This is a genomic window from Undibacterium sp. Ji49W (assembly GCF_049340205.1).
GTDB lineage: Bacteria > Pseudomonadota > Gammaproteobacteria > Burkholderiales > Burkholderiaceae_D > Undibacterium.
In genome coordinates this window covers 14477-38700 of sequence record NZ_JBMPOW010000010.1, presented here as the reverse complement: position 1 = coordinate 38700, position 24224 = coordinate 14477, and the positions used below count along the sequence as shown (strand labels likewise).

21 protein-coding genes and 1 tRNA gene are annotated in these 24224 nt (G+C 52.0%); 20 read left to right on the top strand and 2 right to left on the bottom strand.

Annotation, left to right across the window (positions count from 1 at the left end):
- Positions 1–35: 35 nt before the first annotated feature.
- Positions 36–968 carry a cation diffusion facilitator family transporter gene (locus tag ACO0LK_RS13765; protein WP_422976250.1) on the bottom strand — a complete coding sequence of 311 codons (933 nt, stop codon included), beginning with the start codon at positions 966–968 and terminating at the stop codon, positions 36–38.
- 295 nt (positions 969–1263) lie between these two features.
- Here ACO0LK_RS13765 and ACO0LK_RS13760 point away from each other — a divergent pair.
- The 9 genes from ACO0LK_RS13760 to ACO0LK_RS13720 all read left to right on the top strand — a co-directional run bounded on the left by ACO0LK_RS13760 (position 1264) and on the right by ACO0LK_RS13720 (position 9323).
- Positions 1264–1340 (top strand) — tRNA-Val (locus tag ACO0LK_RS13760).
- Positions 1341–1576: 236 nt separating this feature from the next.
- Entirely contained in the window at positions 1577–3484 is a 1908-nt protein-coding gene (thrS, locus tag ACO0LK_RS13755) for a threonine--tRNA ligase (RefSeq protein ID WP_186949061.1), read from the top strand.
- A 53-nt stretch (positions 3485–3537) separates the two neighbouring features.
- On the top strand, positions 3538–4074 hold the full coding sequence (infC, locus tag ACO0LK_RS13750; RefSeq protein ID WP_186949062.1) for a translation initiation factor IF-3: 537 nt from the start codon (positions 3538–3540) through the stop codon (positions 4072–4074).
- Positions 4075–4259: 185 nt separating this feature from the next.
- Positions 4260–4457, top strand: a complete 198-nt coding sequence (rpmI, locus tag ACO0LK_RS13745; protein WP_110253942.1) for a 50S ribosomal protein L35 — start codon at positions 4260–4262, stop codon at positions 4455–4457.
- 28 nt (positions 4458–4485) lie between these two features.
- Positions 4486–4845, top strand: coding sequence for a 50S ribosomal protein L20 (gene rplT, locus ACO0LK_RS13740; RefSeq protein ID WP_186949063.1), 360 nt, complete (start codon positions 4486–4488; stop codon positions 4843–4845).
- A gap of 127 nt (positions 4846–4972) precedes the next feature.
- Complete coding sequence (gene pheS / locus ACO0LK_RS13735; protein WP_186949064.1) at positions 4973–5989, top strand: phenylalanine--tRNA ligase subunit alpha; 1017 nt, start codon at positions 4973–4975, stop codon at positions 5987–5989.
- Between the two features lie 74 nt (positions 5990–6063).
- A complete protein-coding gene (pheT, locus tag ACO0LK_RS13730) occupies positions 6064–8490 on the top strand; it encodes a phenylalanine--tRNA ligase subunit beta (RefSeq protein ID WP_422975938.1) in 2427 nt (808 codons plus the stop codon).
- A gap of 42 nt (positions 8491–8532) precedes the next feature.
- Positions 8533–8946, top strand: a complete 414-nt coding sequence (locus tag ACO0LK_RS13725; protein WP_186949066.1) for an integration host factor subunit alpha — start codon at positions 8533–8535, stop codon at positions 8944–8946.
- A gap of 8 nt (positions 8947–8954) precedes the next feature.
- Positions 8955–9323, top strand: coding sequence for a MerR family transcriptional regulator (locus ACO0LK_RS13720; protein ID WP_186949067.1), 369 nt, complete (start codon positions 8955–8957; stop codon positions 9321–9323).
- 152 nt (positions 9324–9475) lie between these two features.
- On the opposite strand, the gene ACO0LK_RS13715 is transcribed toward ACO0LK_RS13720, so the two are convergent.
- Positions 9476–11464, bottom strand: a complete 1989-nt coding sequence (locus tag ACO0LK_RS13715; protein ID WP_422975935.1) for a methyl-accepting chemotaxis protein — start codon at positions 11462–11464, stop codon at positions 9476–9478.
- Positions 11465–11752: 288 nt separating this feature from the next.
- Here ACO0LK_RS13715 and ACO0LK_RS13710 point away from each other — a divergent pair, with 288 nt between their 5' ends.
- The 11 genes from ACO0LK_RS13710 (at position 11753) to ACO0LK_RS13660 (ending at position 24224) form a co-directional block, all read left to right on the top strand.
- Positions 11753–12508 carry a CerR family C-terminal domain-containing protein gene (locus ACO0LK_RS13710; RefSeq protein WP_422975933.1) on the top strand — a complete coding sequence of 252 codons (756 nt, stop codon included), beginning with the start codon at positions 11753–11755 and terminating at the stop codon, positions 12506–12508.
- 8 nt (positions 12509–12516) lie between these two features.
- Positions 12517–13998 (top strand): efflux transporter outer membrane subunit, encoded by a 1482-nt coding sequence (locus ACO0LK_RS13705; RefSeq protein WP_422975931.1) that lies wholly within the window; start codon positions 12517–12519, stop codon positions 13996–13998.
- Between the two features lie 30 nt (positions 13999–14028).
- Positions 14029–15291, top strand: a complete 1263-nt coding sequence (locus ACO0LK_RS13700; protein WP_422975929.1) for an efflux RND transporter periplasmic adaptor subunit — start codon at positions 14029–14031, stop codon at positions 15289–15291.
- Positions 15292–15300: 9 nt separating this feature from the next.
- Positions 15301–18450 carry an efflux RND transporter permease subunit gene (locus ACO0LK_RS13695; RefSeq protein WP_422975927.1) on the top strand — a complete coding sequence of 1050 codons (3150 nt, stop codon included), beginning with the start codon at positions 15301–15303 and terminating at the stop codon, positions 18448–18450.
- Positions 18451–18786: 336 nt separating this feature from the next.
- Positions 18787–19569: a beta-ketoacyl synthase chain length factor gene (locus ACO0LK_RS13690; RefSeq protein WP_422975925.1), complete on the top strand. Its 783-nt coding sequence runs from the start codon at positions 18787–18789 to the stop codon at positions 19567–19569.
- On the top strand, positions 19562–20335 hold the full coding sequence (locus ACO0LK_RS13685) for a lysophospholipid acyltransferase family protein (protein ID WP_422975923.1): 774 nt from the start codon (positions 19562–19564) through the stop codon (positions 20333–20335). The genes ACO0LK_RS13690 and ACO0LK_RS13685 overlap by 8 nt, the downstream gene beginning before the upstream one ends.
- Positions 20328–20582, top strand: a complete 255-nt coding sequence (locus tag ACO0LK_RS13680) for a phosphopantetheine-binding protein (RefSeq protein ID WP_186949074.1) — start codon at positions 20328–20330, stop codon at positions 20580–20582. Before ACO0LK_RS13685 ends, ACO0LK_RS13680 begins: the two co-directional genes overlap by 8 nt.
- A 28-nt stretch (positions 20583–20610) precedes the next feature.
- Positions 20611–20856 (top strand): acyl carrier protein, encoded by a 246-nt coding sequence (locus ACO0LK_RS13675; protein ID WP_186949075.1) that lies wholly within the window; start codon positions 20611–20613, stop codon positions 20854–20856.
- 29 nt (positions 20857–20885) lie between these two features.
- Positions 20886–21416 carry a hypothetical protein gene (locus ACO0LK_RS13670; protein ID WP_422975921.1) on the top strand — a complete coding sequence of 177 codons (531 nt, stop codon included), beginning with the start codon at positions 20886–20888 and terminating at the stop codon, positions 21414–21416.
- Entirely contained in the window at positions 21409–23151 is a 1743-nt protein-coding gene (locus ACO0LK_RS13665; protein WP_422975919.1) for an AMP-binding protein, read from the top strand. Before ACO0LK_RS13670 ends, ACO0LK_RS13665 begins: the two co-directional genes overlap by 8 nt.
- Positions 23145–24224, top strand: a complete 1080-nt coding sequence (locus ACO0LK_RS13660; RefSeq protein WP_422975917.1) for a class I SAM-dependent methyltransferase — start codon at positions 23145–23147, stop codon at positions 24222–24224. Before ACO0LK_RS13665 ends, ACO0LK_RS13660 begins: the two co-directional genes overlap by 7 nt.

Sequence of the window (24224 nt, the reverse complement as noted above, 5' to 3'; positions counted from 1 at the left end):
TGCTTCATATACTGAAGTATCCAGCTTGGTATCTGTTAATCCTGAAATTCTTCAGAGTCGGCCACTTCCGCCTGCAAGGTGATGTGGTCAATTTTATGTTTGCTCAGCAGCATGGCCTTGACGCTTTCCAGTATGCGCGGCCAGGCGCTCAGGTCTTCTATTTCCAGGTGGCCTATCAGGGCCGGGAAGCCGGGCGACATTTCCCATACGTGCAGGTCATGCACGGACAGCACGCCATTGATTTCTTCCAGGTCGGCACCAATTTGCACATAATCGATATTGTGTGGCACGCCTTCCATCAGGAAGTGGTAAGACTCGCTCAATACAGACAGGGTAGATTTCAGGATCAGCAGGGAGACAAAAATCGACAGCAGCGGATCGATCTGCATCCAGCCAGTCAGGTAGATCACTGCGCCTGATACGATGGCAGCTACTGATCCCAGCAAATCTCCCATGACATGTACCAGGGCGGCCTTGGTGTTGACACTTTCCTTGTCGTGCGACAAGACCCAGGCGACGACGATATTGATGGCCAGGCCTATGCCTGCCACCAACATGACGGTACCACCTTGCACTGTTTCTGGTGTGGAAAAGCGTTGTATCGCTTCTTTTGCGATCCAGATAATCACACCCAGCATGACCAGGCCATTAACAAAGGCTGCAAGTGCTTCAGCGCGGCCAAAGCCAAATGAATTCTTTGCTGTGGGAGGTCGTTTTGCAATGATCTGCGCCAGCAGCGCCAGGCCCAGTGCTGCTGCATCGGTCACCATGTGACCAGCATCGGATATCAGAGCCAGCGAATTCGATAGAAATCCAAAAGCCACTTCCACCCCGGCAAAGCTCAGGGTCAGGCCAAGTGCCCAGGCCAGGATTTTTTGACTGCGGTTTTCAAAATAATGCCGGTGTTCGGCATCGCCACGTCGGTGGTCGTGCAAATGGTCGCTTTGAGAGTGGGCGTGATGTGGCATGTCTATGATGGCTTGCTTGGTAAAATATTGAATCTTCAATACTGAATATTGAATCTTGGTTACACTATAGTGTAGCCGAATGCAGGGAGTCGGGCTCCCAGGAAATGTCTGGCGTGCTTGATTGATGTGTAATGATACGTCATCGTACTCAATGACATGCCAGTGAACTTGCAGAAAACTTGCAGGGAACTTATATTAAGGGCCGGATTCTGGTCTTGATTTTTTATTGCTGTAATTTTTTTAAGGCAGGGGACTAGCAATTTCCCGAAAGTCTCTGCTATACTCTCGTTTCTTTAGGCGCGTAGCTCAGCTGGTTAGAGCACTACCTTGACATGGTAGGGGTCGTTGGTTCGAGTCCAATCGTGCCTACCAAAGATTTTAAAATTATTAAAACATTATAGTTAAGAGCGAGAAAGGCATCCCTGGTTATGACACCGCGAACTACCACGAAACTGGTTTGGGAGCGACTCTAGTCGAGGATACTTTTCGTTTGTAACAAACTGAAAAAGCACGGCTAGCCGTGCTTTTTTTTCGTCTGCGTTTTTTAGACTCATCTTTTATCTCAATTATCTCAATTATTTTTGTATTTTTCCGCTTTGGAGAGTGACATGGTTTCAGTAAAACTTCCTGATGGTTCGCAACGACAATTCGATGCGCCGGTAACGGTGGCACAAGTTGCTGCCAGCATCGGTGCTGGCCTGGCAAAAGCTGCTCTGGCTGGGCGCGTCAATGGCAAGCTGGTCGATACCTCGCATCTGATTGATGCTGACGCGGATCTGGCCATCGTCACCGACAAGGATGCGGATGGTCTGGAAGTGATACGTCACTCGACTGCTCACTTGCTGGCCTATGCCGTCAAGGAATTGTATCCAGATGCGCAAGTCACTATCGGTCCTGTCATTGAAAACGGTTTTTACTATGACTTTTCTTACAAGCGCCCATTTACACCAGATGATCTGGTGGCGATAGAAAAGAAAATGGCTGAACTGGCGAAAAAAGACGAGCCAGTCACACGCAAAGTGCTGCCGCGTGATGAGGCTGTTGCCTACTTCAAGTCCATAGGCGAAGCCTATAAGGCCGAGATCATCGAATCCATTCCCGCTGATCAGGATGTGTCCTTGTACACAGAAGGCAATTTCACTGATTTGTGCCGTGGTCCGCACGTGCCATCGACTGGCAAGCTGAAAGTATTCAAACTGATGAAGCTGGCCGGTGCTTACTGGCGTGGCGACTCCAAAAACGAGATGCTGCAACGTGTCTACGGCACTGCTTTTGCCAAGAAGGAAGATCAGGAAGCCTATCTGCACATGCTGGAAGAGGCAGAAAAACGTGATCACCGCAAGCTGGGCAAGGCGCTGGACCTGTTCCACTTCCAGGATGAGGCGCCTGGTCTGGTGTTCTGGCATGCCAAGGGCTGGACTATCTGGCAACAGGTGGAGCAATACATGCGCAAGGTTTATCAGGACTGTGGTTATCAAGAGGTTAAAGGGCCGCAAATTCTGGATAAAAGCCTGTGGGGTAAGACTGGTCACTGGGATAATTACAAAGACAATATGTTTGTCACTGAGTCCGAGAACCGTGAATATGCCTTGAAACCGATGAATTGCCCCGGCCATGTGCAGATTTTCAATTCCGGCATGAAAAGCTATCGCGATCTGCCTTTGCGCTTTGGTGAATTTGGTCAATGTCACCGCAATGAGCCATCCGGTGCCTTGCATGGCATCATGCGTGTGCGTGGCTTTACCCAGGATGATGGTCATATCTTCTGTACTGAAGAGCAAATCCAGGATGAGGTCATGGCTTTTCATCCGCAAGCGATGAAAGTGTATGAAGACTTTGGCTTTGAAAAAATCTTCATCAAGCTGGCCTTGCGCCCTGAAAACCGCATCGGCAGCGATGAAATCTGGGATAAGGCAGAAGCTACCCTGCGTACTGCGCTGAGTTCTTGCGGCGTTGAGTGGGAAGAATTGCCGGGTGAGGGTGCTTTTTACGGTCCTAAAATTGAATATCACCTGAAAGACAGCCTGGGTCGCCCGTGGCAGGTTGGTACCATGCAGGTTGATTTCTTCATGCCGGGTCGCCTGGGTGCTGAATATGTGGCGGATGACAACAGCCGAAAAGTGCCTATCATGTTGCATCGTGCGATTGTGGGCTCGATGGAGCGTTTCATCGGTATCTTGATAGAAAATCATGCTGCTGCCTTGCCGTTGTGGCTGGCACCGGTGCAGGTTTCCGTCTTGAATATCTCGGAATCGCAGGCTGAATATTCACAATCTGTTGCAGAAATCCTGAAGAAACAAGGGTTTAGAGTGAATACAGATTTGCGTAATGAGAAAATTACCTATAAAATACGCGAGCATTCCATTCAAAAACTGCCATATATCCTCGTGATAGGCGATAAAGAGAGGGATGCCAATACAGTGGCTGTGCGTACGCGTGGCAATCTGGATCTGGGGGTAATGCCTCTGGACGCCTTTATAGCTCGTTTGAAAAACGAAGTTGAAACCAAGGTTTAACAGATTAGCAGCGACCCTGTTTTAACAGGGTTGCATAGCTTTTATTATTATTTTTGAAGGAAACTGCAATAGCTACTGACAAGTCACATCGCATCAACGGTGAAATTACAGCGCCTGAAGTGCGCTTATCCGGCGTTGAGAATGAGCCTCTGGGCATCGTGAAACTGAGTGAAGCCTTCCGTTTGGCTGAAGAAGCCAACGTGGATTTGGTGGAAATAGCGCCGACGGCGCAGCCACCGGTTTGCCGTTTGATGGATTACGGCAAATTCAAATACCAGGAGCAGAAAAAAGCTCACGAAGCCAAGCTCAAGCAGAAAGTGATACTGGTCAAGGAAGTCAAATTCCGTCCGGGTACAGATGATGGTGATTACAATATCAAATTGCGTAATCTGATCAAGTTCCTGGATGATGGCGACAAGACCAAAATTACCCTGCGTTTCCGTGGTCGCGAAATGGCGCATCAGGAAATCGGTATGCGTATGCTGGAGCGTTTGAAGCTTGATCTGGAACAGTATGGCCAGGTTGAACAGTTTCCGAAGATGGAAGGTCGCCAGATGATCATGATCCTGGCACCGAAGAAGAAAAAATAAGTTTCAGCTTATCTGAAACGAAAAAGCAAAAGCAGGTTTTGTGAGGCACGCATTAGCGGGCATTACGATAGACCCAGCCAAAAGCTGGGTCACAATAAGTGAGAAGTAGGCATCCAAGAGTAGCGATCGTTGCTGCCACCTACCATCATATAAAAGTGGAGCTGTCTTAATAGACAGATAGTACTATGCCAAAAATGAAGACGAAAAGCAGCGCCAAGAAGCGCTTCCGCGTCCGTCCAGGTGGTACCGTTAAACGCGGTCAAGCTTTCAAACGTCACATTCTGACCAAGAAAACTACCAAAAACAAACGTCAATTGCGCGGTTCTGTAGGTGTTCATGACACCAATATGGTATCCGTAATGCGCATGATGCCAACAGCTTAACCTCATACTCATTATTTAAGGAGTTATTATGCCTAGAGTAAAACGTGGGGTTACAGCTCGTGCCCGTCATAAGAAAGTTCTCAACCTTGCCAAAGGTTACCGTGGTCGTCGCAGTAAGGTATTCCGTATTGCCAAGCAAGCAGTTATGCGCGCTGGTCAATATGCATACCGCGATCGCCGCAACAAGAAACGTGTATTCCGCGCTTTGTGGATCACACGTATCAATGCAGCGGCTCGCCAGCATGGCCTGACTTACAGCGTGTTTATGAACGGCCTGAAAAAAGCCGCAATTGAACTCGACCGTAAAGTACTGGCTGACATGGCTGTGACTGACAAACCAGCATTTGCTGCGATTGTTAATCAAGTCAAGGTTAACCTGGCTGCTTAATAGCAGACGGTAGTCGTAGCGACTGATAGCATTCAGTCGCAAATATCAAGCGGGGCAGAGGTTGAATCCTATGCCCCGTTTTGTTTTCAGATCATTATTTCAGCTTCATGGTAAGCGGGAACAAGGCATGAACCCTTTAGATCAAATCGTCAGCCAGGCACGTGCTGATTTTCTGGCAGCCAGTGACGCTGCCGCTTTAGAGAACGCAAAAGCGCTTTACCTTGGTAAGAGTGGACAGATTACCGAACAGATGAAAAGTCTGGGTAAATTGCCACCAGAGGAAAAGAAGGTTCAGGGCGCAGTCATCAATGCAGCCAAAGTCCAGATTGAAACCGCCTTGACCGAGCGCCGTGATGCGCTGGCCAATGCACAAATGCAGACACGTTTGAATGCAGAAGCGATCGACGTCAGCTTGCCTGGTCGTGGCCGCAGCGTGGGTGGCATACACCCCGTCATGCGCACCTGGCAGCGCGTTGAAGAAATCTTCCGTTCCATCGGTTTTGACGTGGCAGACGGCCCCGAAATCGAAACAGACTGGACCAATTTTACGGCCTTGAACAGTCCGGAAAACCATCCTGCACGCTCGATGCAGGACACCTTTTATGTCGATGGCAAAGATAGCCAGGGCAAACAATTATTGTTGCGCACCCATACCAGCCCGATGCAGGTACGTTATGCGCGCATGAACAAACCGCCGATCAAGGTCATTGCACCTGGTCGCACTTATCGCGTTGACAGCGATGCCACGCATTCCCCGATGTTCCATCAGGTTGAAGGTTTGTGGATCGCCGAAGACATCAGCTTTGCCGATCTCAAGGGTGTGTATCTGAATTTTGTCAAAGCCTTCTTTGAGACTGACGATTTGCAGGTGCGTTTCCGCCCATCGTATTTTCCGTTCACTGAACCATCTGCCGAAATCGATATCGCCTTTGGTAGTGGCCCTTTGAAAGGCCGCTGGCTGGAAGTATCCGGCTCTGGCCAGGTGCACCCTAGCGTAGTGCGCAACATGGGTCTGGACCCGGAAAAATACATAGGCTTTGCCTTTGGTTCCGGTCTTGAACGCCTGACCATGCTGCGTTATGGCGTCAACGATTTGCGCCTGTTCTACGAAGGCGATTTGCGCTTCCTGAAGCAATTCAACTAAAAGAATTCCACAGCGCATCCCTGAAATTTTGCGTGGCGCATCGCGCCCTGTATCCAACATTAGACGGCTGAATTATGCAATTTTCTGAAAACTGGCTACGTACCATGGTTGATCCGAAGATGACTTCGGATGAGTTGTCCCATCTGCTCACCATGTCGGGATTGGAAGTCGAAGAGGTGGAGCCGGTTGCTCCGCCATTTAATAATGTCGTGGTCGCGGAAATCCGCGAAATCGCCAAACATCCCGATGCCGACAAACTCAATGTCTGTCAGGTGGATGTAGGCACAGGCAGCCTCTTGAATATCGTCTGTGGCGCGCCGAATGTACGCGTAGGCATGAAAGTACCATGCGCCATGGTCGGTGCCATCCTGCCACCTGGTGCAGACGGCAAACCATTTGAAATCAAGATAGGCAAGCTGCGCGGTGTCGAATCCTACGGCATGCTGTGCTCAGCCCGTGAATTGAAACTGTCGGAAGATCACGGTGGCTTGATGGACTTGCCATCTGACGCGCCAGTGGGTCAGAATTTCCGTGATTACTATCAACTCAATGACCTGAAATTTACCATCAAGCTGACACCGAACAAGGCCGACTGCCTGTCCGTACTTGGCGTGGCGCGTGAAGTCTCTGCCTTGACTGGTACACCTATGCAATTGCCGGAAGTGGTCGTGCTGCCGGTGACTTTGCAAGAAACTTTGCCTGTTAAAGTCAGTGCACCTGATCTATGTGGTCGTTTTGCCGGTCGTGTTATCCGTGGCGTGAATGCCCGTGCCGCGACGCCAGAATGGATGAAACAAAGACTGGAACGCAGCGGTCAGCGTCCGATTTCTGCGCTGGTGGATATCTCTAACTATGTCATGCTGGAACTCGGTCGTCCATCGCACGTGTTTGATCTGGACAAGATCCACGGCAGCCTGGATGTACGCTGGGGTAGGGCTGGTGAATCGCTGAAACTGTTGAACGGTAATACGGTCGAGGTGGATGACTGGGTTGGTGTTATTTCTGATGAAAAAGAAATTGAATCTCTGGCCGGTATCATGGGTGGTGATTCCACTGCTGTGACGCTGGACACGCAAAATATTTATCTGGAAGCCGCATTCTGGTGGCCACAGGCGATACAGGGCCGCGCCCGTCGCTTCAATTTTTCTACTGATGCGGCGCATCGTTTTGAACGTGGTGTCGACTTTGCTTCCATCGTCGAACACATAGAGCGTATCAGTGCCCTGATCGTTGAAATCTGTGGTGGTGCCAGCCAGGTCAAACTGGGTCCTGTCGATGACCAGATCATCAATCTGCCACAGCGTCCGCCTGTCAAGCTGCGTACTGCACGTGCCGTCAAGGTGGTTGGTGTTGCACTGGATGATGCAAAGATTGCCGACATTTTCACCCGCCTGGGTTTGCAGTTCACCCAACTGCCAGGCGAATTCATGGTGACGCCGCCGTCCTATCGTTTCGATATAGAAATCGAAGAAGATCTGATCGAAGAAGTAGCGCGCGTGTATGGCTTTGAAAACATTCCTGCATTGCCGCCAGTGGCTGCCAATGCGATGCTGATCGCGCCAGAAAACCAGCGTTCGCTGTTTGCCGTGCGTCGTCTGGTTGCTGACCAGGATTATCAGGAAGTCGTCAATTACAGTTTTGTCGAAGAAGCCTGGGAGCAGGATTTTTCCGGCAATTCCCAGCCTGTGCGCTTGTTGAATCCGATTGCCAGCCAGATGAGTGTCATGCGCACCAGCATGATAGGTAGTCTGGTGGCGAATACGCGCTATAACCTGAATCGCAAGCTCAATCGTGTCCGTATTTTTGAAATCGGTGCTATCTATTTGCAGGACGCCAATGTGCAGGATGGTCCGCTGGAAGTCGCCGGTTATCAGCAGCCAAAACGCCTGGCCGCACTGGCTTATGGTCCGGTTGCTGAAGAGCAGTGGGGGCAGGAAACACGCAATGTGGATTTCTTTGATGTCAAAGCCGATCTGGAAGCCTTATTTGCACCAAAAACATTGCGCTTCATCAAGCAGGAGCATGTTGCCCTGCATCCTGGCCGCAGCGCCAGCATAGAATGTGATGGTAAACACATCGGTTATATTGGTGAATTGCATCCGCGCCTGCAACAGAAATACGAATTGCCTTTGGCACCTGTATTGTTTGAAGTGGATGTCGCTGCATTGCAAAATGTGAACGTACCGATGTACCAGGAAATTTCCAAATTCCAGGCGGTGACCCGTGATCTGGCGCTTGTTGTCAAACAGGCAGTAATGGTGCAAAATTTGCTAGACGTATTCCAGACTGAAATCCGTCAGAATGAAGCCTGCAAAATAGTGCAAGCCGTTGTTTTGTTTGATGAATATCGTGGCAAGGGTTTGGAAACTGATGAGAAAAGTCTTGCTTTCCGCTTTAGCTTGCAAGATACTCAAAGTACCCTGCAAGATGATAAAGTAGAAGCTGCCATGAATGCACTGGTGGCAGCCGCCGGTCAGCAATTTGCTGCCCGTCTGCGTTAAGTTTGCCTGAACCTGTTAGATTTACTTGGGAAGAGTTTCAAAATGAATGACGTTATTTCCGCTGAATTTCAGTCGGTGCTGGATGCTGATTTGAATCGTGCGATGCTGGAAGCCAGAGCGCGCTCACAGGCGGAAAAAGAGTTACCGACCTTGACCAAGGCAGAATTGGCCGAGCTGCTGTTTGAGCATGTAGGCTTGAACAAGCGCGAAGCCAAGGACATGGTAGAAACTTTTTTCGATGAAATCCGTGATGCACTGGAAAGAGGCGAGGCCGTTAAGTTGTCCGGCTTTGGCAATTTCCAGTTGCGTGACAAGCCGCAACGCCCTGGTCGTAATCCAAAAACTGGGGAAGAAATTCCTATTACTGCTCGTCGTGTCGTTACTTTCCACGCCAGTCAGAAGCTCAAAGGCATGGTCGATGATGTCGGCAGTCAACCTCTGGCCCACGCTGCCTGATATTTTCCATGACAGAAATCAAGATTGAGTCTTTTGTGCTGCCGCCTATTCCGGCCAAGCGGTACTTTACGATAGGCGAAGTTGGTGAGCTATGTGGCGTCAAGCCCCATGTTCTGCGTTATTGGGAGCAGGAGTTTTCACAACTCAAACCGGTAAAACGGCGCGGTAACCGTCGCTATTATCAACATCATGAAGTGTTGTTGATACGCCGTATTCGCGAATTATTATATGAGCAGGGCTTTACCATCAACGGCGCCAGAAACAAGCTGAATGTGAATGGCGGTCCGGCAGAAGTCGCCGTGCAGGAAGCTGAACCAGTCAACCTGCATCAGATCAGAGACGAGTTACTGTCGATACTGACTTTGCTGAAAGTGTGATGTCGGCAGATATTGATCGATCAACTGATTAGTTTAGTTCAGCTTAGCTACACTCAGCTCGGAACAAAAAACAAAACCACCGCGAGGTGGTTTTGTTTTTGGTGCTGCCGGTACTGGTCCTGTATTGCTCCTGCGCTGACTGAACTGATAGTTTATGCAGCCAATTTGCGTGTGGCAGGCTTGGCTGGCAGATAGTCATGCGCGCTGCTGCTTGCCAGATGCAGGTGCTGATTTTCCGTGGCGGGTGCCTGGGTTTTAAAGACGCTGACAGCGGCGCTTAGCAAGGCGGCCTGCTGTTCCAGTTTGGCGGTTGATTCGCTGGCCTGCTCTACCAGACAGGTATTGTCCTGGGTGATCTGGTCTATGTCGGCAATGGCCTGGTTGACGTGAGAAATACCCTCGCTTTGATCCTGGCTGGCTTGTGCAATCTGACGTATCAGTTCGGTCACTACATCCACGTTTTCGGCAATGTCCTGCATGGTTTTACCCGCAGTATTGATCATGGTGCTGCCTGCTTCCACCGCCTTGCCGGATGCAGCGATCAGGGCCTTGATTTCTTTGGCTGCGCTGGCACTGCGTTGCGCCAGATTTCTTACCTCGGCTGCGACGACGGCAAAGCCACGTCCTTCCTGGCCGGCGCGGGCAGCTTCCACTGCGGCATTCAGTGCCAGGATATTGGTCTGGAAGGCAATGCCATCCATGACGCCAATAATTTCTGTAATTTTTCTGGAGCTGGCGCTGACGGTTTGCATGGACAGGATGGTGCTGTCCATGACGCGCAAGCCTTGCTGCACTCTTTCGGCTGAGCTATGAATCAGGCTGTTGGCCTGCGCCAGGTTGCCTGCATTTTCCGTGATGGTGGCGGTCAGTTCATCAATGGCACTGGTAGTTTGTTGCAATGCTTCAGCCTGGCTTTCAGTGCGGCTGGCAAGGTCAGTATTTTCATCATGGATTTCTCTGGCAATCACATCTACGGTGAGGGCACCATTGCGGATATTCGTCACCATGTCACACAAGTCTTTGTTCATTGCACCGACGGCATTGATCAATTGGGCCAGTTCATCCTTGCCCTTGCTATGCACGCGATTTTGCAGGTTGCCGGCAGCAGTTTCGGCAATGGCCTGAGTCAGCAGTTTCAAGTCGCTGGTCAATGCCAAATAAATAGCGATCAGGAAATAGGTGGCAATCATCAGCAGCGCAATGATACTGGCTGACATTTTCCACGAACGCTGATTCACACGTTCTATCTCGGCATTCAGATTCTGGTTGATCAGTGTGGCGAAGGTCGTTTCGGATTGCGTCAGTTTTTCTATGGTGCCCATACCCGCCAGCAAAAAGGCATCACCGGAACTTTGATTGACCGAGGCCAGAACTTCATCCTGTGAACGGACCAGGAATTTTTTTGCATCATCGATTTGTTGCTGTATGGTCGCTTGTGCCACCCCGTATTGCGGTTCATGCTGGCTGATGCCTTGTATGAGCTGAGCCAGGTTGCTCAGTTCATGGCGCGCCAGCATATGCATGGAATTCAACATGACATCTTCCCCCGCTTCAAACAGCCCGCTGTCGATATAGGCGGCTCCACGTCCTGCAATCACGGCCAGTTTTTCTTCGATCTGGGGCAGGGTGCTGACATAGGCGTTCGCCAGTTGATGCGTTTTCAAATCGCTGTCCAGTGTCAGTTTGGAGGTATGGGCGATAGTCGTGACTTCATTATCGATGGTCTGTATCAGTTTGCTGTGTTCGGCAAAACTCTCGGGTGCCTTGAAGCTGTTTTGTTTGGAAAGTATGGCGGCCCATTGCGCTTTCAGGGTGTCCTTGTTGTCCAGTTGCTCCAGCGATTTATCGATTTTCCCCTGATTGTCAGCCAGTGCATTGCCGGTTTGTCTGTTGCCCTGCAAGCGCATATGCTGCAAGGCGCGCTGTTTTTGCAGCAGTACGCGCAGCTTGCCTCTTTCTGCAATGGTCTTGATCGCAGTCTGCTTGGCTTCAATTTGTACGATGTCTTTTCTCATGTCCTGAAACAGCAGAAAGAGTACAGCCAGCAGGGGGATGCCGAATGCCAGAGCGACAAAACTGAATTTCTGAGCGATCTTGAAGCGGCGCATCAGACGAATGGCGGGGAGGCTGAATAGGTTCACTTTTAGGCACCAATCATGAGAAATACAATTTTTGAGAGCCTAATCCGTCAATATGACTATGCCGTGACAGTTGACTTGTCTTTTGGAAATATTCTGGGTCGGTTTTTGATGTGTGGCATGTTGAAAAGCTTATGGTTTTGACGATAAATCAAGCGCAAGGGTAGTGGTGTGTGATGCTGGAACAGGATGCTGATGTGTTTTTTGATGTGGCGATGCATATATAAAGGAAAGGTACATTTTTCTTGAGATAGTTAAATCAAACGTTTGATTTATGTTAGGATGCGTTTCATGAAAAAACCCAGCCCGCCAAAAACCGCCAGCCAAGCCGCCAGCAGGTCTATCCAGTCAAAAATGATTGCACCATCCACAACCCATGCGGGTAAGCCCTTAAGGGTGGACGGCATAGAGGCGCGTACCCGCCTGCTTGACAGTGCCTTGCAATTATTTGCCGAAAGAGGCTATGCCAAGACATCTACACGCGAAATCGCCAGGGCCGCAGACGTGAATATATCTGCCATCAGTTATTACTTTGGTGATAAGGCGGGTTTGTACCATGCGGTGTTTAATGACCCGCGCAGCAATCCCAATGTAGATCCGGCTATTTTTGAACAACCGGAAACGCAGTTGCGCGATATTTTGTCGGCGCTAATTTGTTCGTTTACTGATTCCCTGAAGCAGGGCGAAATGGTGGACAAGTGCATGAAACTGCATTTCCGCGAAATGCTGGAGCCCACCGGTTTATGGGTGGAAGAAATCGATACCATGATACGTCCGGCCCACCAGGGCCTGGTACGTTTGTTGTGTCGCTATCTGGGCATCCAGCGTGCCGATGATGATGTGCACAGACTGGCTTTTTCCGTTACAGGCCTGGCAGTTTCCCTGATGGTGAGTCGTGATCTGATGCAGGTCATACGACCGGCACTGATCGCCAGGCCCAGGGCCATCGATGTCTATTCATCCCGTCTGGTCGATTACGCCATGGCCATGTGTGAAGACGAAAAACGGCGCCGACTTTTAGATTCTTCCGATAACTCAACTTCATAAGCAGCGATATGATTATTCGACGTTTGATACTTACTGCCGGCAGCGTTTCTCTGCTTGCTGCCTGTGCTAACACCAACACCGGTGTGGCGGGTATGGCGACCGTGCCAACACAATGGCAGGCGGCCTTGCCGGTAGCTGAAAAAAATACTGAACTGCGGTCCTGGTGGCAGGCCCAGGGCGACGCTACCCTGGTGGAGTTGATTGATGCGGCGCAAGCAGTCAGCCCATCGATTGCGCAAGCCTGGTCACGCATAGAAACCGCCAGGGCAGCCAGGGTTGCCAGTGGTGCCACCTTGCTGCCTTCGCTGGATGCGGTGGCGAATGTCAGCCGGGCAAAAAATCAGATCGGCGTTCCGGTCGCCAGCACGGCACAAGCGGGTTTGCAGACATCGTGGGAACTTGATCTGTTCGGTGCCAATCGCGCCACCAATCAGGCAGCAGAGGCCGATCTGGAAGGCAGCAGGGCGCAATGGCATGATGCCCGCATATCGGTTGCGGCTGAAGTCGCCCAGCTATATTTTTCTGTACTGAGTTGCCGTCAGGTCGCTGATATTACCTGGCAGGACGCCCGGTCCAGGGCCGAAACTGCACGTTTGACCGAACTTAGTGCACAGGCCGGAATGACATCCAATTCCACTGCCAGCCTGACACGTTCCAGTGCGGCTGAAGGAAATAGCCGCGCCATCCAGCAGGCAGCCCAGTGTGACCGCGACATCAAGGCACTGGTTGCCATGACTGCCAGGCCAGAGCAGGAACTGCGGCAAAAGCTGGATGTCGTCAGCCGTAATGCAGCGACAAAGAATTTGCTGCCGTTGGGCATCAGTACGGTACCGGCGCAAGTGTTGCAGCAGCGCCCTGATGTCTATGCAGCAGAAAAAGAAGTGAGCATGGCCAGTGCACAGATCGGTGCGGCCGAAGCACGTCGTTATCCACGTCTGACACTGAGTGGATCGATAGGCAGCATGCGTTACCGCACCATGGGAGTGGACAGCAGTATGGATACCTGGTCCATCGGTCCGCTGGCACTGACTTTACCCATCTTTGATGGTGGCCAGGCTGTGGCCAATATCGATGCGGCAAAGGCACGCTATCTGGCAGCCAGCAGCAGTTACACCAGCAAGGTCAGACAGGCTGTGCGTGAAGTGGAAGAAGCACTGGTGAACCTGCAAAGTACTGATGCCCGGCGCCAGGATTCGGAACTGGCCGCACGCGGCTATACACAGGCATTGCAGGCAACCACGGTACGCTACAAACAGGGCATGGCAAGTCTGCTGGAACTGGAAGATGCAAGGCGCACGGCATTTGCCTCACAGTCGTCGCTGATCAGTCTGCAACTTGAAAGAAATAATGCCTGGATCGCGCTGTACAAGGCCCTGGGCGGTGGCTGGGACATGCAGCCCGGAGTCAACACCACGCCTGTTGCGCCGGTGATGTCATCTGCTGCATCTACCCAATTTGCCCATGACAGTACCGCTAAACCAAATTCCTGAATTTAACGAATAATAGAAAGCCTCATTCATATGATCCCATTCATTTCACGCAAACCTGTTTCCCTGGGCTTGAGTCTGGCGGGTGTTATTGCTGTCGCTGCTGGCGGCTTGTGGATTTCTTCCACATCCCTTGCCGCAGATGTCACCTCAAAGTCAGCCAGTGCAAGTGCAGCCACATCAGCGACACCAGCCAAGCCGGCACTGACAGTCACCACCATAAAGGCCGTGGCTGGCAACCTGGCCATCAGGCTGGCAGCCAATGGCAGTGTGGCTGCCTGGCAGGAAGCCCTGATAGGCTCAGAAGCCAATGGTCTGCGCATACAGGAACTGCATGCCAATATCGGTGACCAGGTGCAGCGTGGCCAGTTGCTGGTGAGTTTTTCCAGCGATACCGTGAAGGCTGATCTGGCCCAGGCACAGGCCAGCCTGTCAGAGGCACAGGCCAACCTGGCAGATGCCGCCGCCAATGCCGACCGTACCCGTGCCCTGCAATCCAGTGGCGCATTGAGTGCACAGCAGGTCGGGCAATACCTGACTGCCGAGCAGACCGCCAAAGCCAGAGTGGAAGCCGCGAAAGCAAATGTCGATGCCCAGCAACTGCGCATGAAAAACACCCGTGTGCTGGCACCGGACAGTGGCATCATCACCGCCCGTGCAGCAACTCTGGGTGCCGTGGTGGCGAATGGGGCTGAACTGTTCCGCATGATACGTCAGGGACGTCTGGAATGGCGGGCTGAAGTCACTGCCAGTGAAATGGCCAGATTGACACCCGGCACCGAAGCCGTCGTCACCGCCCCCGGCGGCACACAATGGAAGGGCAAGGTCAGAGTAGTATCACCTGTTGTCGATGCACAGACCCGGATGGGCCTGGTGTATGTAGACCTGTTACCCACGGTCCCCGCTGTATCTGACAAATTATCGGGAAAATTATCGGGCAAATCGCAAGTGGCAGCGCAAACAGATGGGCAGGCATTCAAGCCCGGCATGTTTGCCAAAGGCGAATTCGTTATGGGCAGTTCACAGGCATTGACGATTCCCCAGCAGGCGGTCGTGGTGCGGGATGGCTTCAGCTACGCCTTCCGCCTGAATCCTGACGGTCGCGTGACCCAGATCAAATTGCAGACGGGCCGTCGCGTCAGTCTGCCGCAGGGCGATCAGGTTGAGGTGACCCAGGGGTTGAATGCCGATAGCATTATTGTCGCCAACGGCGCGGGCTTTCTGAATGATGGTGATGCGGTGAAGGTTGTGGCGGCTACTGTAACAGTTTCCAAGCCGGCAACCGTAAAAAATTAAGGGGCCAACGTGAATTTTTCATCCCTCTCAATCAAGAATCCCATTCCGGCCATCATGCTGTTTGTGTTGCTGACGCTGGCCGGGATATTGTCGTTTCGCACGACCATCGTGCAAGATTTTCCGGATATAGAACTACCTATCGTCACAGTCAGCGCACCCTTGTCTGGTGCAGCACCTGCACAATTGGAAACCGAAGTCGCCCGCAAGATAGAAGATGCAGTCGCGTCCTTGCAGGGCGTCAAAAACGTCTATACCAAGGTGCTGGACGGTGACGTTGAAGTAACGGTCGAATTTGTTCTGGAAAAAGTCATTTCTGATGCCGTCAATGAAGTACGCGATGCCGTGGCAACCGTGCGTGCCGACCTGCCCAGCGAAATGCGTGACCCCACGGTGACCAAGGCATCGACAGCCGGTCGCGTCGTCATGACGTATACCGTCGAAGCGACCGAGCCTGACAAAAACAGTACTGTAGTGGCCGGTGAAAACAGTAAGCCGGATGCACAGGACCTGAGCTGGTTTGTTGACAATACCGTGTCAAAACGTCTGCGCAGCGTGCCAGGTGTAGGTGCGGTCAAACGCATGGGTGGTGTGACCCGTGAAGTACGGGTGGAACTGGACACCGCCAAAATGGCAGCGCTGAATGTGGCAGCCGTGGATGTATCACGCCGCCTTAAACTGGTACAGCAGGAAGCACCGGGTGGTCGTGGTGATGTCAGTGGTGCCGAGCAATCGGTGCGTACCATTGCTACCGTCAAGACTGCAGCTGAACTGGCTACATTGGATGTTCCTTTGCCGGATGGCCGTCATATACGCCTGGATCAGGTGGCCAGAGTGCTGGATACCGTCAGTGAGCCACGTTCTGCAGCAACGCTGGATGGCAAGCCTGTGGTCGGTTTTGAAGTCTTCCGTACCAAGGGCGCGAGCGAGGTTGATGTAGCCAGGGGTTCACGTATTGCAGTCGAAGAATTGCAGGCCGCGCATCCGAATATGAAATTTCATCAGGCCATCGACAATGCCCAGCCTGTAGAAGAAAATTTCGATGGCTCCATGGATTTGTTGTATGAAGGTGCCTTGCTGGCCATTCTGGTGGTGTTCTGGTTCCTGCGCGACTGGCGTGCCACTCTGGTGGCGGCTGCGGCCCTGCCTTTGTCGGTGATCCCGACTTTCCTGGGATTGAAATATTTCGGCTATACCCTCAACACAGTGACCTTGCTGTCATTGGCGCTGGTAGTGGGGGTGCTGGTGGATGATGCGATTGTGGAAATTGAAAATATCGCCCGCCATTTGCACATGGGTAAAACACCGATGCAGGCAGCAATGGAAGCGGCCGATGAAATTGGTATGGCCGTGATTGCCACGACCTTTGCACTGGTTGCCGTATTTTTGCCAACTGCTTTTATGGGGGGGGTACCGGGCCTGTTCTTCAAGCAGTTTGGCTGGACGGCGGTGATTGCAATTCTGGCCTCGCTGGTGGTGGCGCGTTTGCTGACACCGATGATGGCGGCTTACATCATGAAATCGCCAAAACCAGGCAAGGCCGGTGTCAATGCAGAAGGCACGCATATTCAGAAAGACAGCTGGCTCATGACGCGTTATATGAAAACCATGCAATGGTGTTTGCGTCATCGCCTGGTTACCATGATCGCTGCGACCGTATTTTTTGTATGCTCGATTGCATTGGTCGGCTTGTTGCCTACCGGTTTTGTACCGTCGGCAGATCGTGCACAAACCCAGGTCAATATAGAGCTGCCACCCGGCAGTACACTGGCAGAAACCCGTGCCACGGCAGAGCAGGCCAGGATCGCCATCATGCGCGACAAGAACATCATCAATGTATTCAGTTCCATTGGTGGTGGTTCCAGCGGTGATGCCTTTGCACCGGGTGCAGCGGCAGAAGCCCGGCGCGCAGTGTTGACCGTGACGGCAGTACACAGAAATAAGCGCAAGGATTCCATCGGCGATATCGATGCCAAGATCCGCAATGAAGTAGCAGATATCTCTGGGGCAAAATTCACCGTAGGGCCACCGGATACCGGCGTCAAAATGCAACTGGTCTTGCAGAGTGAAGATCCTTTGGCACTGGTCGAAGCAGCCCAGAAAGTTGAGCGGGAATTGCGTACCCTGAAAGGCATCGGCAATGTCAGTTCCAGTGCTTCGCTGGTGCGTCCTGAAATTATCGTGCGTCCTGATTCGGCCCGGGCTGCCGATCTGGGTGTCACCGCTTCCAGCATAGGTGAAACTGTACGTGTGGCAACGGCCGGTGATTATGATCAGTCCCTGCCCAAGCTGAACTTGTCACAACGTCAGGTACCCATCCGCGTGAAGTTGCCAGATAGTTTCAGGGCAGACCTGTCCGAAATAGAACGTCTGACCGTACCTGGCAAAAATGGCCCCGTCATGCTGGGCAGCGTAGCCAGCGTGACGATGGAATCCGGTCCGGCACAGATAGACAGGTTGAACCGCAAGCGCAATGTGACCCTGGATGTAGAACTGGGTAACCGTCAACTGGGTGAAGTCAATGAAGAAGCACGTGCCTTGCCCAGCATGAAAAACCTGCCACCATCGGTCAGCATTGCTGAACTGGGTGATGCGCAGGAAATGCAGGCCCTGTTCGCCAGTTTTGGCATTGCCATGCTGATTGGTGTGCTGTGTATTTATGGCGTACTGGTCTTGCTGTTCAAGGACTTCTTGCAGCCGGTGACCATCCTGGCCGCCTTGCCTTTGAGTATAGGCGGTGCTTTCGTGGCTTTGCTGGTCACCGGACGGGCCTTGTCCATGCCATCCATGATAGGTCTGATCATGCTCATGGGTATCGTCACCAAGAACTCCATCCTGCTGGTGGATTACGCTGTCATTGCAAGGGAAGCCGGCATGAGTCGTTTCGATGCCCTGGTGGATGCCTGCCACAAACGCAGCCGCCCCATCATCATGACCACTATCGCCATGGGTGCTGGCATGATGCCGCTGGCTCTGGGTTGGGGTGCTGACCCCAGCTTCCGTTCACCGATGGCGATTGCGGTGATAGGCGGCCTGATTACCTCAACCCTGTTGAGTTTGTTGGTGGTACCGGCAGTGTTTACCTACATCGATGATTTCGAACATTTATTGGGAAAAATCAGGCACTGGCTGAAAGGCAAGCCGGTCGCAGCAACATCGTGATGAATACCTGAATCAGGTTCAAGACGCCGTTTCTTGACTCTGATTGTTCAGTGTAAAAAACAAAGGCCCGGGTGCATGCAGATGCACCCGGGCCTTTGACATTTCAATGCCGTATTTCAATTCAGGGTGTAAATTGCAATTTGGAAATGCTTATTTTGTACTGAATTACTAAATTGTTAAAAGAAGTGCAAAAATTACGACGATTTAGACACATCAGATTGTGAGCTCTAATTGCGCTTTGTTATAATGCCAGCCTGATTTGTTACAAATTGTATAAAACTGATTTTTTGCGCTATCAGCGAACGGTGTGGTGTGCCTGAGTGGAAAATAAAAATAATGCGTGAAAATGGGGTTCGTTTTTCTATTGCAAGTCATGCTGCCTGGGCCCCGGGAGTCGATACGCCAGATGCCTGGAAAGAATGGGCAAAAGCGCCTTTTCCTTTTGTGGGCGATGCCGAGCCGGCTGTGGCTGCGATGCCGCCGATGTTGCGCCGTCGTGCCGGGTCCCTTGGCAAGATGGCACTGGAAGTGGCCTATCAATGCCTGGATGGGCGTACCAATATTCCCACTGTGTTTTGTTCGCGTCATGGCGAAGTGACGCGCGCCATTGATTTGCTGACGGAACTGGTGCAGGAGCAATCCGTGTCACCGACCGGTTTTGGTCTGGCGGTACACAATGCCAGTGCCGGTTTGTTTTCAATTGCGCGTAAAGATCAGGCGAATCATATTGCCCTGGCCGCAGGTGACAGCACGATAGAACATGCCGTGATTGAGGCTTGTGGTTTGTTGGCCGATGGCGAGCCCATGGTATTGCTGGTCGCTTACGACCAGCCCTTACCTGATCTCATGAAACAGTTTCAGGATGCTGATGAACAGCCTTATGCATGGGCATGGCTGATGGTGCCGGCACAAGATGATGTCATCCGCTTGAGATGCGAAAGCGTTACAGACAGGCAGGAAGACAATATGGATGCTGAAGTGCTGGCAACTGCACTGGCAACTGCGGGGGCAATGACAATGACATCCGGCTTGCAGGCATGGCGTTTTGTATGCGGTGCCCAGACGAAGCTGATCCGGCAGGCTGGAAACCGCCGCTGGATCTGGTCGCGAGATGTTTGATCATCTGGATCGTTACTGGCGTATCGTTGCTACAGGCATCAGTTTCACGGCTTTCGGCATAGGTGGCGTAGTGCTGTGGGCTGTGGTATTTCCGACCTTGTATCTTCTGGTATGGCAACAGGAGCGACGCCGGACGATGGCACGCCATATCATACGCTGGACGTTTCGTGGTTTTGTTGGCCTGATGCGCTTGCTGGGTGTATTGCGTTATGAATTAATAGGGCTGGAAAAGCTGGAGCGTGGTGGCTTGCTAATACTGGCCAATCATCCTACCTTGATTGATACCGTGTTTTTAATGGCATTTGTAAAGCACGCTGACTGTATAGTAAAAGGGCGGCTGCGGAATAATGTATTTACCCGTGGACCGGTCAGGGCCGCAGCGTATATCAGTAATGAACATGGGCAAGATTTGCTGGAAGCATGTATTGCCAGCTTGCGGGCAGGAAATAACCTGATCATTTTTCCCGAAGGTACGCGTACTCCGGCAGATGGTGTTATCAGTCTCAAGCGTGGTGCTGCCAATATCGCTGTTCGTGGTGTGCGTGCGGTCACGCCGGTATTGATACGTTGCGAGCCACCCACCCTTGGAAAAGGGGAAAAATGGTGGCAGGTACCATGCAGATTGGCGCAGTTCAGAATAGAAGTAAGGAATGATATTCCGATACAGGGTTTTATCGACGCCGGTCAATCGGACGTCATGGCGGCACGTCATCTGACGGACTACCTACAGCACTATTTTACTGAGGAAAACCAACGTCATGCTTGAACAAGAAGTAAAAGAACTGATTATTGAAGTGCTGCAACTGGAAGACATCACAGCAGCCGACATAGATAGCAATGCGCCTTTGTTTGTTGAAGGCCTGGGGCTGGATTCCATTGATGCACTCGAGCTGGGTGTAGCTTTGCAAAAACGCTACGGTATTTCGCTGTCTGCTGATTCAGAAGACACGCGTCGCCATTTCGCATCAGTTAGCGCACTTGCTGCACTGATTGAAACACATAGAAAGAAGTAAGGGGCAGGCAATGGTTGTGGTAAGTGCAATGAGCAAAGATGAATTGTTTGTGTGGGTAGTTGATCTGCTGGCCGAGATGTTTGAGCTGGACAAATCTTCATTGACACTGGAATCGAATCTATACGCAGATCTGGATATAGACAGCATTGATGCCGTCGATCTGGCCGTCAAGCTTAAACAAATGACAGGCCTGCGTTTGCAACCCGAAGTGTTCAAGAAGATTCGCACTATCGGGGATGTCGTGGAAGCCTTGGGCAATCTCACTGCGGAGTAATCAGCATCTTTCGCCGAATACTGGCCGCAGTGGCGGTCGTCCTTACAATACTTTATCCGCTGGTGATCTGGTTGGGTCAGGGGCAGGTAGAGCCGCGCTGGATGGCTGCCATATTGTTGCTGGCGGCTGCCACAAGAATCCCCAGCTTCAAACTCAGTCAGATCGCCCGCTGGTCCATGTTTGCGGCTCTGGCGCTGGCTGCATGCGCAGTCTGGGCGAATGCCCTGTTGCCGCTTAAATTATATCCAGTTCTGGTCAATGCCGTATTGCTGGCCGTATTTGGTTTCAGCCTGGCTGTTCCACCTTCCATGGTCGAACGCTTTGCCCGTTTGCGCGAGCCGGATTTACCTCCGGCGGCAGTGGCTTATACCAGGCGCGTGACCCAGGTCTGGTGCGTGTTTTTCATATTCAATGGGGCCATCACCCTGGGCACAGCCTTGTGGGCATCGGCCGAGGTATGGTCACTGTATACCGGCGTCATTGCCTATGTTCTCATGGGATTGTTGTTCGGTCTCGAATATCTGGTACGTCTGCGGTTCAAGCGTTTGCATCATGTCTGAATTTTTTTCTGATCCCTGCCTGGCGGTGGCATCCCGTCCGGCTGATACCGTCATCGGCTTGCGTGCCGGTTCTGTGGCTTTATCTCATTCCGCTTTCATGCAGCGCATAGGTGCGTGGTCACATGCCTTCCAGCATCTGCCTGGCAGGCAACTTGCCCTGTATCTGAACGACAGCCTGGAATTTGCAGCGGCCTTGCTGGCGGCATGGCAGTGCGATAAAACCGTCTGGCTGAATGCCGATACCCTGAGCAGCAGTTGCATGGCGATGGCGAAATCTGTTGATGCCTTTGCCGGTGATTTTCCTGCCGAATTTCAGCCTCTGCAAGCCAGTACTGCTTCTGTTCAGATACCGGTGTTGACGAGCCTGGACCCCGACTTTCCGGGTCTGGTGGTGCATACCTCGGGTAGTACCGGACAGGCGCAGGCAGTAACTAAAAAAATATCGCAACTGACCAGCGAAGTAGCCAGTCTGGAAGAAGTGTTTGGCGCGCGACTGGGCAATGCCGTAGTGCTGGCGACGGTCTCGCATCAACATATCTATGGTTTGCTGTTCAGGATTTTGTGGCCTCTGGCTGCAGGTCGTGCCATCCATGCAGACAGTCTGAGCTTCCCTGAACAATTGCAGCAACTCGCCGGACAGGCTGATTGTGTATTGATCGCCAGCCCGGCCCACCTGAAACGTTTGCCCGAACATCTGGACTGGCAGACTGCCAGGCAACATCTGCGTGCCGTGTTTTCATCCGGCGGACCATTGACAGTGGAAGTCGCATTTTCAGTCGGCAAATTATTGGGGCAAGTCCCTCTGGAAGTGTATGGTAGTTCTGAAACTGGCGGCATTGCCTGGCGTCAGCGCAAGCCGGGCAATATCGATACCTGGCAAGCCTTGCCCAGGGTAGCATGGCGCATACATCAGGATGATGGCTTGCTGGAAGTACGTTCACCACACCTGATGCAGGATGCCTGGCTGCGATTGACAGACCGCGGGCAGATGACCGAAGACGGCCACTTGCTGTTGCTGGGACGCAGCGACCGTATTGTCAAAATTGAAGAAAAAAGAATTTCGCTGGATGCCATGGAACAGGCTTTACTGAATTCTGAACTGGTGAGTGAAGTACGTATCCTGGTCGATGAAGAAGTCGCCGGACAGCGACAGAAGTTGACAGCCTTTGTGGTCCCCACGGCACAAGGACATACCTTGCTGGCGACGGCAGATAAACATGCGTTCAACCAGCGTCTGCGTACTTTGTTGTCAGGCGTTGTCGATGCGATTGCGTTGCCGCGTCGCTGGCGTTACCTGGACCAGATGCCAGTCAATGCCCAGGGCAAGACCACACATGCGCAATTGCTGGCCCTGATCAATGAAAATCAAGACCAGCGACCACGCTTGCCGATTGTGCATATGCAAGAACAGGAAGCTGCGCGCGTCGTATTGGAGATTACCGTACCGGCATCACTGTTTTATTTCGATGGCCATTTCCCGATTGCGCCGGTATTGCCTGGCGTGGTCCAGGTTGACTGGGCCATTTTATATGCGCGTCAGTATTTTGATTTACCGGCCATTTTTATCTCCATTCATGCACTCAAATTTCAGCAGGTGATACGTGCTGAAACCCCTGTCATGCTGGAAATGATTCATGACCTGCATAAGGGCAGTTTGCAATTCCGTTATTTTTCCGACGCCGGGCAACACGCCAGTGGTCGCATCTTATTCACCAACGAAAAGACCGCATGCTAGATAAAAAATTCTCACCGGAACGCCAGAGTGCTTTTGCTGCCCGTTTTGAAGCGCAGAAGATCGCCTTCGGGCCTGTCGTGTTCCAATGCGTTCGCTATGCCTGGAAGCGTGGCATGCTGCAAGCCCTGTCGGATACTGGTGGCACTGGTCTGACGATAGCAGAACTTGCCGCTACCGGGCGCTGGACTGAATATGTACTGAAGGTCGTGCTGGAAACCTGTCTGTCGGCTGGCGTCGTGTATCTGAGTGCGGGGCGCTATGTCATCGATAAAACCGGTTACTGCGTATTGACCGATGCAATTACCCAGATCAATCTCGATTTCAATCATGATGTCTGTTATGAAGGTTTGTTCCGATTGGATGAATCCCTGGATCAGGAAAAGCCATTGGGCCTGACCGCACTGGGCGACTGGCCTACGCTGTACCAGGGGCTGTCGCAATTGCCAGAGCCTGCCAAAACCAGCTGGTTTGCGTTTGATCATCATTATTCGGATACCTCATTCCCGGATATTTTTCCTGATGTATTCGCCACGGCACCGCGCCGCCTGATGGATATCGGTGCGAATACCGGTAAATTCAGTTGCGCTGCGCTGGCCTACAATCCGTCAGTGGAAATGCATCTGGTTGATTTGCCAAAACAATTGACGGTTGCCGAAGAAAACCTGCGCAAGGCTGGCGTAGCTGAGCGGGCACATTTTCATCCGGTGGATTTGCTGGATGCCGAAATGTCATTGCCGGCGAACATGGATATGATCTGGATGAGCCAGTTTCTCAGCTGTTTTTCCGAACCCGCCATCGCCAGTATTTTGCAGCGTGCGGCTGCGGCGCTCAGCCCTCAGGGGCAGTTGCTGATCATGGATACTTTCTGGGACAGGCAACGTTATGATATCGCCGCCTTTTGCCTGATCAATACCTCGCCGTATTTCACATCCATGGCCAGCGGCAATAGCAAAATTTACGAAAGCAATGACTATATACGCCTGGCAGAAGCTGCCGGCCTGCAATTGCTGACCACCCGTGACGACATTGGTTATTGCCATTCACTGTTGCGGTTTACGAGGGCAGGGCAGTAA